Origin of the sequence: Pseudomonas sp. NKUCC02_KPG, from assembly GCF_019345465.1 — a bacterium.
In the GTDB taxonomy this organism is placed as follows: domain Bacteria; phylum Pseudomonadota; class Gammaproteobacteria; order Pseudomonadales; family Pseudomonadaceae; genus Aquipseudomonas.
Window position 1 is genome coordinate 257,284 of sequence record NZ_JAHKRC010000005.1, and the last position, 14,002, is coordinate 271,285.

The following is a 14,002-nucleotide window of genomic DNA, read 5'->3' on the forward strand; positions in this document are numbered from 1 at the left end:
AGTGCGGCAAACTCTAACAACGACAGGGATTTTGGGCAAGGCGCCAATATGTTAAATTGGGCGCTTTTCTGAGCACCAACTCCCACAATCGCGGCCATATGACCGTAGAAATGCGGTAGTGTTCCGACAATCTAACACACGGATAGCATCCGTCCTGTTTTCCACTGGAGAATCCCATGGCGCTAGACCGCTCCGACGTGGAAAAAATCGCTCATTTGGCCCGCCTTGGTCTCAATGATGCCGATATTCCACGCACCACCGAAGCCCTTAACAGCATTTTGGGGCTGATTGATCAGATGCAGGCTGTCGACACCACAGGTATCGAGCCTATGGCCCACCCTCTGGAAGCCAGCCAGCGCTTGCGTGCAGACGTCGTGACTGAAAGCAATCATCGCGAGGCTTATCAGTCCATCGCTCCAGCGGTCGAAAACGGCCTCTATCTGGTTCCGAAAGTCATCGAGTAAAGGAAAGAGCCTGCATGCATCAATTGACTCTGGCCGAGATCGCCCGCGGACTCGCCGATAAAAAGTTTTCTTCCGAAGAGCTGACCAAGACCCTGCTGGCGCGTATCGCCCAGCTCGATCCTCAGCTCAACAGTTTCATCACACTCACCGAAGACCTTGCCCTAGAGCAGGCCAAGGCCGCTGACGCACGTCGCGCCAACGGTGAAACCGGTGCCCTGCTGGGCGCGCCGATCGGTCACAAGGACCTGTTCTGCACCCAGGGCGTACGCACCAGCTGCGCCTCCAAAATGCTCGACAACTTCAAGGCTCCGTACGACGCCACCGTGGTTGCCAAGCTTGCCGCTGCCGGCACCGTGACCCTGGGCAAGACCAACATGGACGAATTCGCCATGGGGTCGGCCAACGAGTCGAGCTACTACGGCGCGGTCAAAAACCCGTGGAACCTCGAGCACGTACCGGGCGGTTCTTCGGGCGGTTCGGCAGCCGCTGTTGCCGCTCGTCTGCTCCCCGCTGCGACCGGCACCGACACGGGCGGATCTATCCGACAGCCGGCAGCCCTGACCAACCTCACCGGCCTGAAACCGACATACGGTCGTGTTTCGCGTTGGGGCATGATCGCTTACGCCTCCAGTCTCGATCAGGGCGGCCCATTGGCTCGCACCGCCGAAGACTGCGCCATCCTGCTGCAAGGCATGGCAGGTTTCGACCCGCAAGACTCCACCAGCATCGACGAACCCGTACCGGACTTCAGCGCCAGCCTCAATGGTTCGCTGCAAGGCCTGCGCATCGGCGTGCCTAAAGAGTTCTTCAGCGAAGGCCTGGACGCGCGCATTGCCGAACTGGTCCACAACAGCGTCAAGGAGCTTGAAAAGCTCGGTGCCGTGATCAAGCCCATCAGCCTGCCGAACATGCAGCACGCCATTCCTGCGTACTACGTGATCGCGCCAGCAGAAGCTTCGTCCAACCTGTCGCGTTTTGACGGCGTGCGCTTCGGCCATCGCTGCGAAGACCCGAAAGACCTCACCGACCTGTACAAGCGCTCGCGCGCCGAAGGCTTTGGCCCGGAAGTACAGCGCCGGATTCTGGTCGGTGCCTACGCCCTGTCGGCGGGTTACTACGACGCTTACTACCTGCAAGCGCAGAAAATCCGTCGCCTGATCAAAAACGACTTCATGACCGCGTTCAACGAAGTCGACATCATCCTCGGCCCGACCACGCCTAACCCGGCCTGGAAAATCGGCGCTAAAAACAGCGATCCGGTTTCGGCCTATCTGGAAGACGTCTACACCATCACCGCCAACCTCGCCGGCCTGCCAGGCCTGTCGATGCCAGCCGGTTTTGTCGATGGCTTGCCAGTAGGCGTGCAATTGCTTGCGCCTTACTTCCAGGAAGGCCGCCTGCTCAACGTCGCTCACCAGTATCAGCTCAACACTGACTGGCACACGCGCTCACCTGCCGGCTTCTGAGGAGAAACATATGCAATGGGAAGTTGTGATCGGGCTGGAAATTCACTCCCAGCTCGCCACCCAATCGAAGATTTTCTCCGGTAGCGCCACCACCTTTGGCGCAGAACCGAACACCCAGGCCAGCCTGGTTGACCTGGGCATGCCCGGCGTACTGCCGGTGCTGAACCAGGAAGCCGTGCGCATGGCGGTCATGTTCGGCGTAGCCGTTGACGCCGAAATCGTTCAGCACAACGTGTTCGCCCGCAAGAACTACTTCTACCCGGACCTGCCCAAGGGCTACCAGATCAGCCAGATGGAACTGCCGATTGTCGGCAAGGGCCACCTGGACATCACCCTGGAAGACGGCACCGTCAAACGTGTCGGCATTACCCGTGCCCACCTGGAAGAAGACGCAGGCAAAAGCCTGCACGAAGACTTCAGCGGTTCCACCGGCATCGACTTGAACCGTGCCGGCACGCCGTTGCTAGAAATCGTTTCCGAGCCGGACATGCGCAGCGCCAAAGAGGCCGTGGCCTACGTCAAGGCGATGCACGCTCTGGTGCGTTACCTGGGCATTTGCGACGGCAACATGGCTGAAGGCTCCCTGCGCTGCGACTGCAACGTATCGATCCGCCCGGTCGGCCAGGCCGAGTTCGGGACTCGCTGCGAGATCAAGAACGTCAACTCGTTCCGCTTTATCGAGAAGGCGATCAACAGCGAAGTACAACGCCAGATCGAGCTGATCGAAGACGGCGGCAAGGTCATTCAGCAAACCCGCCTGTACGACCCGAACAAGGACGAAACCCGCGCCATGCGCAGCAAGGAGGAAGCCAACGACTACCGTTACTTCCCCGATCCTGACCTGCTGCCAGTGGTGATCGAAGATTCGTTTATCGAAGAGGTGCGCGCCACGCTGCCGGAACTGCCGCCGCAAAAGCGCGAACGCTTCCAGTCGCAGTTCGGCCTGTCGGCCTACGACGCCAGCGTATTGGCTTCGAGCCGCGAGCAAGCGGACTACTTCGAAAAGGTCGTGAGCATCAGTGGCGATGCCAAGCTGGCGGCCAACTGGGTGATGGTCGAGTTGGGCAGCCTGCTCAACAAACAAGGCCTGGATATCGACCAGTCGCCGGTCAGCGCAGAGCAATTGGGCGGCATGCTGCAGCGCATCAAAGACAACACCATCTCCGGCAAAATCGCCAAGGTTGTGCTGGAAGCGATGGCCAATGGTGAGGGCAACGCAGACGAAGTCATCGAAAAGCGCGGCCTCAAGCAAGTGACCGACAGCGGCGCCATTGAAAAGGTGCTGGATGAAATGCTGGCGGCCAACGCAGAGCAGGTCGAGCAATACCGTGCGGCAGACGAAGCCAAGCGCGGCAAGATGTTCGGCTTCTTCGTGGGCCAGGCGATGAAAGCCTCCAAAGGCAAAGCCAACCCGCAACAGGTCAACGAACTGCTCAAGAGCAAGCTCGAAGGCTAAGCCACAAAACTCGTAGCAGCTGCCGCAGGCTGCGTCCGGCGGCGTAGCCGTCGTAAAACCAGAGGTTGCGGTTCAAGAGTTGAACCGCATTTTCTGACTTTACGATCGCTTCGCAATCGAACGCAGCCTTCGGCAGTTGCTACGCGAATCGCTTTTCAAGCAACATAAGGATTCCCCCATGAAGCGGCTACTCGGCGCTTGCGCCCTGCTCAGCTTGCTCGCAGGCTGCGCCAGCCATGACATAGACCCCCGTGGCTATGACAAAACAGGCATTGCCTCTTATTACGGTGCTCGCCATCACGGCAAGCGAACCGCCAGCGGTGAACCATTCGACCAGAATGCCCTTACCGCCGCCCACCCCGCCCTGCCTTTCGGGACGCGGGTGCTGGTCACCAATCTGAGCAACGACAAATCTGTGGTGCTGCGCATCAACGATCGCGGCCCCCATACCCGCGGACGCCTGATAGACGTTTCGCGCAAGGCCGCCCAGCAACTGGATATGCTGCGCAGCGGCACAGCCAAAGTCCGGGTTCAGGGCTTGAGTGATTAATTGAGGGAGTTGCCGCCATTTTGGGCTTGAGCGCGCTGTCACCATGGAACCTGCTGCAATTGCTCTGCGGCCTCGTCATGCTGATCGCAGGGGCCGAATTGCTGGTGCGCTGCGCCGTACGCATGGCTGCCAACATGAAGGTGCGCCCGCTGCTGATCGGCTTGACCGTGGTCGCATTGGGCAGCAGCGCCCCACAGATGACTGTCAGCCTGCAGGCCGCGCTCAATGACACCTCGGACATTGCCGTAGGCAGTGTGATCGGCAGCAATATATTCAACATCCTGGTCACCCTGGGGCTGTCGGCGCTGATCATTCCCCTGCGCGTATCCCGTCAACTGGTACGCCTGGACATTCCCCTGATGATCCTCGCCAGCGCACTGGTGTTTGCCCTGGCACTCAACAAACAGCTCGATCGCCTGGACGGTGTTGTCCTGTTGTGCGGCCTGATGATCTACCTGGCCCTGCTGCTGCGCCAATCGCGTCAAAGCGGCCATCATCACAACAGCCACGCACAGCCACACACCCCATGGCTGCACAACATCGCGTTAATGCTGTTGGCCCTGATCCTGCTCGGGGCGGCCGGGCACCTGCTGCTCGGCGCGGCAGTCACGGTTGCCACTGAGCTTGGGCTATCAGAGCGGATTATCGGGCTGACCATCATTGCGGTCAGCACTTCACTGCCGGAACTGGCCACGTCACTGATCGCAGCCTTTCGCGGCCAGCGCGAAATCGCTGTCGGCAATGTGATTGGCAGCAATGTTTTCAGCTTGCTGGGGGTACTAGGCCTGACGGCTCTGGTCGCTCCAGCGCCCTTGTCGGTATCGCCCAACGCGCTGGCGTTCGACTTGCCGGTGATGCTGGGTGTGGCGGCGCTGTGTCTGCCCGTGTTCTACGCGGGGTACCGCGTCACCCGTGCTGAAGGGTTGCTGTTTCTGGGTTTATACCTGGCCTATGGGCTGCATGTAGTGTCCTTCACCATCGGCATGCCCTTGGCCGGCAAGCTTGAACACCTGATGCTGTTTTTCATCTTGCCGGCGCTGCTGGTGTTTCTGCTGTTCAGTACCCTGCGCGCGTGGCGCCGTCAGCACTAGATCCAGCCGCCCCACTGCAATACAAATATCCCGATATTGGTCGTGATGGCCGCCATCAAGGTGGTGATCACAATAATTGCGGCCGCCAATTCGTGATTACCGTTGGCCGCACGTACCATGACATAACTGGCAGCGGCCGTCGGGCTGGCGAAATAAAGGAACAAAATCCCCAATTCCGGCCCGCGAAAGCCACACAACCAAGCCCCCAGAGTTGTCAGTAGCGGCAAACTGACCATTTTCACCAGACTTGCGCTCAGCGCCCTGTCGCCACTTTTACGCAGGCTTGCCAGCGACAGCGTGCCACCGATGCAAATCAGCGCCAGGGGCAAGGTCATTGCGGCCAGGTATTCGCCAGACGCTTGCAACCAACCGGGCAGGCTGATCTTGAATACCGCAAACGGCACCGCAGCCAGCACGCTGATGATCAGCGGGTTCTTGACCACACTTTTGCAGATGCTCCACGGATCGGACTTGATCACCGGGCTGTACACCGCCAGCACGATAGTCGACAGCGTGTTGTAGAACAGGATCACCAGGCCTGCGAGTACGGCGCCCAATGAAATCCCGTAGTCGCCGTACATGCTGGCCGCGAGAGCCAGGCCAATGACCCCGTTATTGCCGCGAAAGGCGCCCTGGGTGTAGACCCCACGGTCTTCACGGGGGCAGCGCCAGATCGACCAACCCCAGGCAAACGCAAACCCTGCAAGGGTTGCCAGCACGAAATAAGCCAGCACCTTGGGCTGCAGGGCCGCCCTGAGATCGGCATGCAAAATGCCCAGAAACAACAACGCCGGCATGGTGACGTTAAACACCAGTGCCGACGCTGTGTGGATAAAGTTGTCATTGATCCAGCCCACGCGCTTGAGCACCACGCCTAGAAACAGCATGGCAAACACGGGGGCGGTTATCGTGAGCGTCTGAAGGAAAATAGCCAGCATGTCAGCACACTCATGGAGGTAGAACCGGGTTGAGGCCTTCTTGAAGAAAGCCTCAACGTCCTTTGTTACATACCTTTAACGGCATAAATGCCGGCGGCATTACGCCAGTAGCCTTTGTAGTCCATACCATAGCCGAAGATATAACGGTCAATGCACGGCAAGCCGACGTAGTTGGCCTTCAAGTCCGGACGCGCCTTGCGGTCATGGTCCTTGTCGATCAATACCGCGGTGTGCACCTGACGGGCACCGGCGTGCTTGCAGAACTCTACGATCGCGCTAAGGGTGTGCCCCTCGTCGAGGATGTCGTCGATGATCAACACGTGACGGTCGATGAACGATACTTCTGGCTTGGCTTTCCAGAACAGGTCGCCGCCAGTGGTTTCATTGCGATAGCGCGTAGCGTGCAGGTACGACGCTTCAAGCGGGAATTTCAGATGGGTGAGCAGCTTGCCGGAAAAAATCAGGCCACCGTTCATCACACAAAAAACCACTGGATTGGTCTCGGCCATTTCTGCCGTGATTTGCGCACCAACGCGGGCAATTGCCTCTTCGACTTCGGCTTCGGTGTACAGGCAGTCAGCCTCTCGCATGATTTGACGGATATGCTCGAGATCAGCAGACATGACGCTCTCCAGGGGGGGTTGTGCAAGAAAAGCGGGCAAAGGTACGCATCCGCATGGCTCAGATCAAGCATTTATGGACTAACGTGCAGTAATGTCTGTAGGACATCACCCCGGATTAGATTAATCTAGGCCGGTTTTTTTGCCTGCCCCCCGGAGTTTTTCCCTATGCCTATCCGCGAGATACGCCATCCGCTAATCCGTCATAAACTCGGCCTCATGCGTCGCGCTGACATTAGCACGAAGAATTTCCGTGAGCTCGCTCAGGAAGTCGGCGCTTTGCTGACCTATGAAGCCACCAGTGACCTGACCCTCGAAACCTACGATATCGAAGGCTGGTGCGGCACTGTTCAAGTTGAAAAAATCGCCGGTAAGAAAATTACCGTCGTACCGATCCTGCGCGCCGGTATCGGCATGCTGGAAGGTGTTCTGAGCCTGATCCCGGGCGCCAAAGTCAGCGCTGTCGGTATTGCCCGCAACGAAGAAACCCTCCAGGCCCACACCTACCTGGAAAAACTGGTTCCGGAAATCAACGAGCGTCTGGCGATGATTATCGACCCGATGCTGGCCACCGGCTCTTCGATGGTTGCCACCATTGATCTGCTGAAAAAAGCCGGCTGCAAGGAAATCCGCGCCATGGTGCTGGTTGCTGCGCCAGAAGGGATTGCTGCTGTTGAAGCCGCTCACCCGGACGTGACCATCTACACCGCCTCCATTGATGAGCGTTTGAACGAGCACGGCTACATCATCCCGGGCTTGGGCGATGCCGGCGACAAGATCTTCGGCACCAAGCAAAAGGACATTTAACATGCAGGACGAGTTCAACGACCCGCTCTGGCGCCAGATAATTTCTGGCGCGCAGATGCTCTTCGTGGCGTTTGGCGCGTTGGTGTTGATGCCATTGATTACCGGCCTCGACCCCAACGTTGCGCTGTTCACGGCGGGTCTCGGGACTCTGCTGTTCCAGATCGTGACCCGGCGCCAAGTGCCGGTCTTTCTGGCTTCGAGTTTCGCTTTCATTACCCCGATCATTCTCGCCAAAGGGCAGTTCGGCCTTGCAGCGACCATGGGCGGCGTCATGGCAGCCGGTTTTGTGTATACCTTTCTCGGTTTCGCGGTGAAGCTCAAGGGCACCGGGTTCATCGACCGCTTGTTGCCACCTGTGGTGATCGGTCCGGTGATTATCTCGATTGGCCTGGCGATGGCGCCCATTGCAGCGCACATGGCCATGGGCCGCGCTGAAGATGGCACCGAGCTGATTCACTATCAGACGGCCATGATGATCTCGATGCCAGCGCTGCTGACCACCTTGATCGTGGCTGTATTCGGTAAAGGGATTTTCCGTCTGGTGCCCATCATCGCCGGTGTGCTGGTCGGGTTTGGCATGGCGTTTTACTTCGGCGTCGTCGACACCGCCAAGATCGCCGCAGCGCCGTGGTTCGCCATGCCGCACTTCACTGCCCCCGAGTTCAACTGGCAGGCGATTCTGTTTATCGTCCCCGTAGCGCTTGCTCCGGCCATTGAACATATCGGCGGCGTGATTGCCGTAGGCAGCGTGACCGGTCGCGACTACCTGAAAAAGCCGGGCCTGCACCGCACGCTGTTCGGTGACGGTATCGCCACCACCGCTGCCGGCATGCTGGGCGGACCTCCCAACACCACCTACGCCGAAGTGACTGGCGCAGTGATGCTGACCAAGAACTACAACCCGAAAATCATGACCTGGGCAGCGATTTTCGCCATCAGCCTGGCATTTGTCGGTAAGTTCGGCGCACTGCTGCAAAGCATTCCGGTCCCTGTAATGGGCGGGATTCTGTGCCTGCTGTTCGGTTCGATTGCAGCCGTGGGCATGAACACACTGATCCGCCATCAGGTCGACCTGAGCGAAGCACGCAACCTGGTGATCGTGTCGGTGACTCTGGTCTTCGGGATTGGCGGCGTGCTGATCGGTACGGGGATGGGGCCTGAGGACTTCGGTCTTAAAGGCATCGCGTTGTGCGCCATTGTGGCGATTGCGCTGAACCTGATCCTGCCGGGCAACGACAGCTGGAAACACAAGAAAGGTGACGGCCCCGTCATCTGACCTGTAATCCCTATGGGAGCGGGCTTGCTCGCGATTGCATCACCTGCATCGCGAGCAAGCCCGTTCCCACAGGGGTTTTTCTAAAGCGCCAGCGGCGCCCTTTCACACAAAGTGTTCAACGCCTGCGCCCATTGCGGGTTGTCATTGAGACACGGCACCAGCACCAACTCTTCGCCCCCCGCCTCGATAAACTGCTCGCGCCCGCGATCACCGATCTCTTCCAGCGTTTCAATGCAATCAGCCACAAACGCCGGGCACATCACCAGAATCTTCTTCACCCCCTGCTTGGCCAACGCATCAAGACGCGCCTCCGTGTAGGGTTCGATCCACTTGGCCCGGCCCAAACGGGACTGGAACGCCACCGACCACTTGCCTTCAGGCAACCCCATACGCTCGGCAAAAGCCTGGGCAGAACGCAAACACTGCGCTCGATAACAGGTTTGCAAAACTGCAGGCGAAGCATTCTGGCAGCAGTCTTCATTCTTGAAGCAGTGATTGCCGGTCGGGTCCAGCTTGTGCAAATGCCGCTCGGGCAAACCGTGAAAGCTGAGCAGCAGGTGATCGTAATCCTGCTCCAGATGCGGCCGGGCGCTAGCCACCAGCGCATCGAGGTACTCGGGCTGGTCATAGAAGGGCTGCACAATCGAAAACTGCATCGGCAATTTTTTGGCCTTGACCACGCGCTTGGCTTCTTCAATCACCGTGGTCACGGTGCTGTCAGCGAACTGCGGATAAAGCGGTGCCAGCGTGACTTTCTTGATGCCCTGCGACGCCAGACGGGTGAGCACGGTTTCAATCGACGGCTCGCCGTAACGCATGGCCAGTTCGACCGGGCCCTGGGTCCACTCTTTGGTCATCGCCTGCTGCAGGCGACGACTGAGTACCACCAGTGGCGAACCCTCGTCCCACCAGATCGAGGCATACGCGTGGGCCGACTGCTCAGGACGCTTGACCAGGATCAACGACACCAGCAAGCGCCGTACCGGCCACGGCAAGTCGATGACGTACGGATCCATCAAAAACTGGTTCAAGTAACTGCGTACATCCGCTACCGAAGTAGACGCCGGCGAACCCAGGTTAACCAGCAACAACGCGTGGTCGGTCATGCAACTTCCTATTTCAGAGGCGGGCGGCGACATCATCAAGTGCCGCACGCAAATCGGTGAACTGAAAAGTAAAACCGGCAGCCAGCAACTTTGCAGGCATAGCCCGCTGGCCACCCAGTAACAAACCGGACATCTCGCCCAGCAACACGCGCAGTACAAATGCGGGCATGGGCATAAATGCCGGACGGTGCAACACGCTGCCCAAGGTCCTGGCGAAGTCGGCATTGCGTACCGGGTGTGGCGCGCAGGCATTATAAGGACCGCTGGCGGCATTCTCATGCACAAGAAAATCAATCAGGGCAATTTGATCCTTGATATGAATCCACGGCATCCACTGCCGACCATTGCCTATCGGCCCGCCCAGCGCCAGCTTGAAAGGCAACAACAGGCGCGACAAAAAGCCGCCTTCAGCTGCCAGTACCAGTCCCGTGCGCACCAGCACCACTCGAATGCCCAAGGCCTGCGCCCGCTGCGCGGTTTCTTCCCAGGCAATGCACAAGTGGCTGGCAAAATCTTCGCTGACTGGCGGTGAGTCCTCGGTCAGCTCACGCTCGCCACCGTCGCCGTACCAGCCAACGGCCGAACCGGACACCAGCACCGACGGCCTTTGATCCCGGCTTTCAAGCCAGGCCACCAGGGTTTCGGTCAGGGTAATGCGACTGCTCCACAGCAGAGCCTTGCGCCCGCGCGTCCAGGGACGATCGGCGATGGGCGCACCTGCCAGATTGACCACGGCATCAATCGGTTCCTGCCCGAGTTCCTCAAGCAGGGCAACACCCTTGACCTGAGCACCGCACAATCGGGCCACTTGCTCAGGGCGCCGACTCCACACACTAAGGCGGTGGCCTTGCGCCAGCCAGTGACGACAGAGCTGACGCCCTATCAAGCCTGTACCGCCGGTCAGCAATATGTGCATGAGTTGATCCTCGCAAGGAGTTTTATCGGGAGCACTGGTCTATTTTTACTGTAAGACCTTTTATCGGTCGTCGACCTGACTTAAGAATAGGCCACATGGATCTGGAAGAATCACTAAAACTTATACTAACAAATATAATTGTACAGGTATTGCCGACGGCGTAGTCTGTGCAAACAGAGATCGAGGCCATAATGACTGTACCTATCGCGATTATTGGCGCCGGCATAGCCGGACTGGCAGCAGCAAACACTCTGCACAAGGCAGGGCACGCGATTCATCTTTTCGACAAGAGCCGTGGCAGCGGCGGACGCATGTCGAGCAAGCGCAGCGATGTCGGTGTACTGGACCTGGGGGCTCAGTACTTCACCGCACGGGACCGGCGTTTTGTCGATGAAGTCCAGCAGTGGCAAGCCAATGGCTGGGCTGCCGAATGGGAGCCACACCTGTACCACTATAAAAACGGTCAGTTAAGCCCCTCCCCTGACGAACAGACCCGCTGGGTGGGAACGCCACGCATGAGCGCCATCACACGCGGCCTGCTCGGCAGTCTGCCGGTCAGTTTCTCGTGCCAGATCACCGACCTGATACGCGGCGAGAAACACTGGCACTTGCTGGATGCCGAAGGTGCAGAGCACGGCCCGTTCAGCCACGTCATCATTGCCACCCCGGCGCCACAGGCCACCTCTCTGCTGGCCAGCGCCCCGAAGCTGGCGAGTACCGCAGCCGGGGTCAAAATGGAACCAGCCTGGGCCGTCGCCCTGGCCTTTGAGTCCCCCCTCGACACGCCTATGGAAGGTTGCTTCGTACAAGGCGGCCCGCTGGACTGGCTAGCCCGCAACCGTAGCAAGCCCGGACGTGCCAGCCAGCCTGACACCTGGGTTTTGCACGCGACCAGTGCCTGGAGCAAGCAAAATCTCGACTTGCCCAAAGAGGCCGTCATCGAACACCTTCATGGTGCTTTTGCAGAGCTGATGCACTTCCCTACACCCGCGCCGACTTTCAGCCTTGCCCATCGCTGGCTCTACGCGCGACCTGCCGCTGCCCATGAGTGGGGTGCCCTCGCGGATTCCGATCTGGGCCTGTATGCCTGCGGCGACTGGTGCCTGTCGGGCCGCGTCGAAGGTGCATGGCTTAGCGGTCAAGAAGCTGCCCGTCGACTGATAGAGCATCTGGAGTGATGCAAAACCCGTAGTCGCTGCCGCAGGCTGCGATGGTTTGCGTAGCAGGCCAGCAAAGCTGAAGGTCCTGCGGCCCTTTTCGCAGCCTGCGGCAGCGACTACAGACCCCTCTCATCAAAAAACCTGTACAAGAAATTTGACTTGTACAATATCAGGCATATGATGAACTCAAGTTGTACATCAGCATAAAGATGTACAAGTAATTCTTGAGAGGTTCGTCAGATGGCCAGCACCTTATCAGCCCGGCACAAACCCAAAATTGCCATCAGCGCGTGCTTGCTGGGGGCCGAAGTTCGCTTCAACGGCGGGCACAAAGAGTCGCGGCTTTGCAGCCAGACGTTGAGCCAGCACTTCGAATTTGTGCCGCTGTGCCCCGAGGTTGCCATCGGCCTTGGCATTCCTCGCCAGCCTGTACGCCTGGTGGGCAATCCTGCTCAACCCCAAGCCGTCGGCACCGTCGACAGCACCTTGAACGTGACTCAGCCACTGCACGACTACGGCGTGGAAATGGCCGCAGCCCACACGGATATCTGTGGCTACATCTTCATGCAAAAGTCGCCCTCATGCGGCCTGGAGCGGGTCAAGGTGTATCAGGACGGCGGCCGCCCCGCAGAGTTGAGCGGCCGTGGCATTTATGCTCAAGCGTTTTGTGACGCCCATCCCGACTTGCCTGTGGAGGAAGACGGTCGATTGAATGATCCGGTGCTCCGCGAGAACTTCATGACCCGGGTTTATGCCTACAGCGCCTGGCAGGCCCTGCTCAAACAGGGCGTCACCCGCCGCTCACTGACCGAATTTCACGCCTGCTACAAATACCAGCTGATGGCCCATCACCCGGTGCAGTACAAAACCCTGGGCAATTTGCTCGGCAGTCTTGGCAAGCAAGATCCGCGAGCCATTGCACCGCAGTACTTCAACGAGCTGATGAAAGCGCTGAAAAAATGCGCGACCCGGCGCACCCACACCAACGTGCTGCAACACATCAGCGGCTACCTCAAACAATCCATCAGCCCCGAAGACAAGCAGGAAGTTCAGCAACTGATTGGCCAGTACCTGCACGGCATCGTGCCGCTGGTGGTGCCCCTGACCCTGCTCAAGCATCACTTTCGCCTGCACCCGCACCCATATATCTCGCGCCAGGTTTACCTGCAGCCGCATCCGGAAGACCTCAGCCTGCGCAATGCCATCTGACCATGAATGATGACCTGATCATGTCCAATACCCCTGACGCGGACTACAGCCAGGCACTGGCTGAAGGCTGGTTGCCCATTCGTGAAGTCTCGCGCATCACCGGTGTGAATGCCGTGACCTTGCGTGCCTGGGAACGACGCTATGGCCTGATCGTGCCGCACCGCACGGCCAAGGGCCATCGTCTGTTTTCCAGCGAGCATATCCAGCGTATTCAGCACATTTTGTTGTGGCTCAATCGCGGCGTGTCGGTCAGCCAGATCAAACCGCTGCTCAACACCCCCTCGACTCCCGCCGTAACGCCCGACAGCGACTGGCAGGTGTGGCGCCAAACCATGATTGAGTCCATCAGTGAACTGGCCGAGCGCCGCCTGGATGATTGCTTCAATCAGGCAATGTCGCTCTACCCTGCTCGCCCGCTCTGCGAACAACTGCTGGTGCCGCTGCTCAACGATCTGGAGCAGCGCTGGCAAGGGCAATTCGGCGCGCAACTGGAGCGTGTGTTTTTCCACTCCTGGTTACGCAGCAAACTGGGGGCCCGGATTTATCACAACAACCGCTCGCTCAAGGGCGCACCGGTCTTGCTGATCAACCATTCCGACCTGCCGTTCGAGCCACAGCTGTGGCTGACCGCCTTGCTGGTCAGCAGCAGTCACTGTGCGGTCGAGGTATTCGACGCGCCTTTACCCAACGGTGAACTGGGCCTGGCGGTGGAACATTTAAAACCCCGTGCAGTGGTGCTGTATTCCAGCAAAACCCTTAACACCCAAGTACTGCCCAGGCTACTGAGCGGCATTGAATGCCCGATCCTGATTGCCGGACCAACGGTAAGCATCCATTTCGATCTGTTGTCCGTAACTACAACCGAGATCGCAGGATTGTACCTGGCCCACGACCCGGTAGAGGCCCATCAACGCCTCAGCCAACTTGGCCTTTTATAGCAAGG

General features: G+C 58.8%; 14 protein-coding genes. 10 read left to right on the forward strand and 4 right to left on the reverse strand.

The genetic code is table 11. The features are described from left to right. Window positions 1-176 precede the first annotated feature (176 nt). The 5 genes from gatC (at window position 177) to KO536_RS09150 (ending at window position 5,027) form a co-directional block, all read left to right on the forward strand. The gene (gene gatC / locus KO536_RS09130; protein WP_019825066.1) at window positions 177-464 is read left to right on the forward strand and encodes an Asp-tRNA(Asn)/Glu-tRNA(Gln) amidotransferase subunit GatC; all 288 of its coding nucleotides are present in this window, start codon (window positions 177-179) and stop codon (window positions 462-464) included. 14 nt (window positions 465-478) lie between these two features. Next, window positions 479-1,930, forward strand: a complete 1,452-nt coding sequence (gene gatA, locus KO536_RS09135) for an Asp-tRNA(Asn)/Glu-tRNA(Gln) amidotransferase subunit GatA (protein ID WP_133076386.1) — start codon at window positions 479-481, stop codon at window positions 1,928-1,930. Window positions 1,931-1,940: 10 nt separating this feature from the next. Then, window positions 1,941-3,386, forward strand: a complete 1,446-nt coding sequence (gene gatB, locus KO536_RS09140) for an Asp-tRNA(Asn)/Glu-tRNA(Gln) amidotransferase subunit GatB (protein WP_133076387.1) — start codon at window positions 1,941-1,943, stop codon at window positions 3,384-3,386. Window positions 3,387-3,564: 178 nt separating this feature from the next. Then, complete coding sequence (locus KO536_RS09145) at window positions 3,565-3,936, forward strand: septal ring lytic transglycosylase RlpA family protein (protein WP_133076388.1); 372 nt, start codon at window positions 3,565-3,567, stop codon at window positions 3,934-3,936. 50 nt (window positions 3,937-3,986) lie between these two features. After that, window positions 3,987-5,027, forward strand: coding sequence for a calcium/sodium antiporter (locus tag KO536_RS09150; protein ID WP_133076469.1), 1,041 nt, complete (start codon window positions 3,987-3,989; stop codon window positions 5,025-5,027). On the opposite strand, the gene KO536_RS09155 is transcribed toward KO536_RS09150, so the two are convergent. Together KO536_RS09155 and KO536_RS09160 are read right to left on the reverse strand one after the other, a co-directional pair. Further along, window positions 5,024-5,965 carry an AEC family transporter gene (locus KO536_RS09155; protein ID WP_133076389.1) on the reverse strand — a complete coding sequence of 314 codons (942 nt, stop codon included), beginning with the start codon at window positions 5,963-5,965 and terminating at the stop codon, window positions 5,024-5,026. The two genes, KO536_RS09150 and KO536_RS09155, sit on opposite strands and share 4 nt — an antisense overlap. A gap of 65 nt (window positions 5,966-6,030) precedes the next feature. Then, window positions 6,031-6,588: a hypoxanthine-guanine phosphoribosyltransferase gene (locus KO536_RS09160; protein WP_133076390.1), complete on the reverse strand. Its 558-nt coding sequence runs from the start codon at window positions 6,586-6,588 to the stop codon at window positions 6,031-6,033. Window positions 6,589-6,753: 165 nt separating this feature from the next. Between KO536_RS09160 and upp the strand changes: the two genes are divergently transcribed. Beyond that, window positions 6,754-7,392, forward strand: coding sequence for a uracil phosphoribosyltransferase (upp, locus tag KO536_RS09165; RefSeq protein WP_133076391.1), 639 nt, complete (start codon window positions 6,754-6,756; stop codon window positions 7,390-7,392). Between the two features lies 1 nt (window position 7,393). Continuing rightward, window positions 7,394-8,668: a uracil-xanthine permease family protein gene (locus tag KO536_RS09170; protein ID WP_133076392.1), complete on the forward strand. Its 1,275-nt coding sequence runs from the start codon at window positions 7,394-7,396 to the stop codon at window positions 8,666-8,668. A gap of 80 nt (window positions 8,669-8,748) precedes the next feature. Here KO536_RS09170 and hemH read toward each other — a convergent pair whose 3' ends face one another. Beyond that, window positions 8,749-9,774: a ferrochelatase gene (gene hemH / locus KO536_RS09175; RefSeq protein WP_133076393.1), complete on the reverse strand. Its 1,026-nt coding sequence runs from the start codon at window positions 9,772-9,774 to the stop codon at window positions 8,749-8,751. Between the two features lie 13 nt (window positions 9,775-9,787). After that, window positions 9,788-10,690 (reverse strand): TIGR01777 family oxidoreductase, encoded by a 903-nt coding sequence (locus KO536_RS09180; RefSeq protein ID WP_133076394.1) that lies wholly within the window; start codon window positions 10,688-10,690, stop codon window positions 9,788-9,790. 191 nt (window positions 10,691-10,881) lie between these two features. Between KO536_RS09180 and KO536_RS09185 the strand changes: the two genes are divergently transcribed. The 3 genes from KO536_RS09185 to KO536_RS09195 all read left to right on the forward strand — a co-directional run bounded on the left by KO536_RS09185 (window position 10,882) and on the right by KO536_RS09195 (window position 13,997). Beyond that, the gene (locus tag KO536_RS09185) at window positions 10,882-11,868 is read left to right on the forward strand and encodes an NAD(P)/FAD-dependent oxidoreductase (protein ID WP_133076395.1); all 987 of its coding nucleotides are present in this window, start codon (window positions 10,882-10,884) and stop codon (window positions 11,866-11,868) included. Between the two features lie 222 nt (window positions 11,869-12,090). Beyond that, the gene (locus KO536_RS09190; RefSeq protein ID WP_219261682.1) at window positions 12,091-13,059 is read left to right on the forward strand and encodes a DUF523 and DUF1722 domain-containing protein; all 969 of its coding nucleotides are present in this window, start codon (window positions 12,091-12,093) and stop codon (window positions 13,057-13,059) included. Between the two features lie 2 nt (window positions 13,060-13,061). Further along, a complete protein-coding gene (locus tag KO536_RS09195; protein ID WP_133076397.1) occupies window positions 13,062-13,997 on the forward strand; it encodes a MerR family transcriptional regulator in 936 nt (311 codons plus the stop codon). Window positions 13,998-14,002 lie beyond the last annotated feature (5 nt).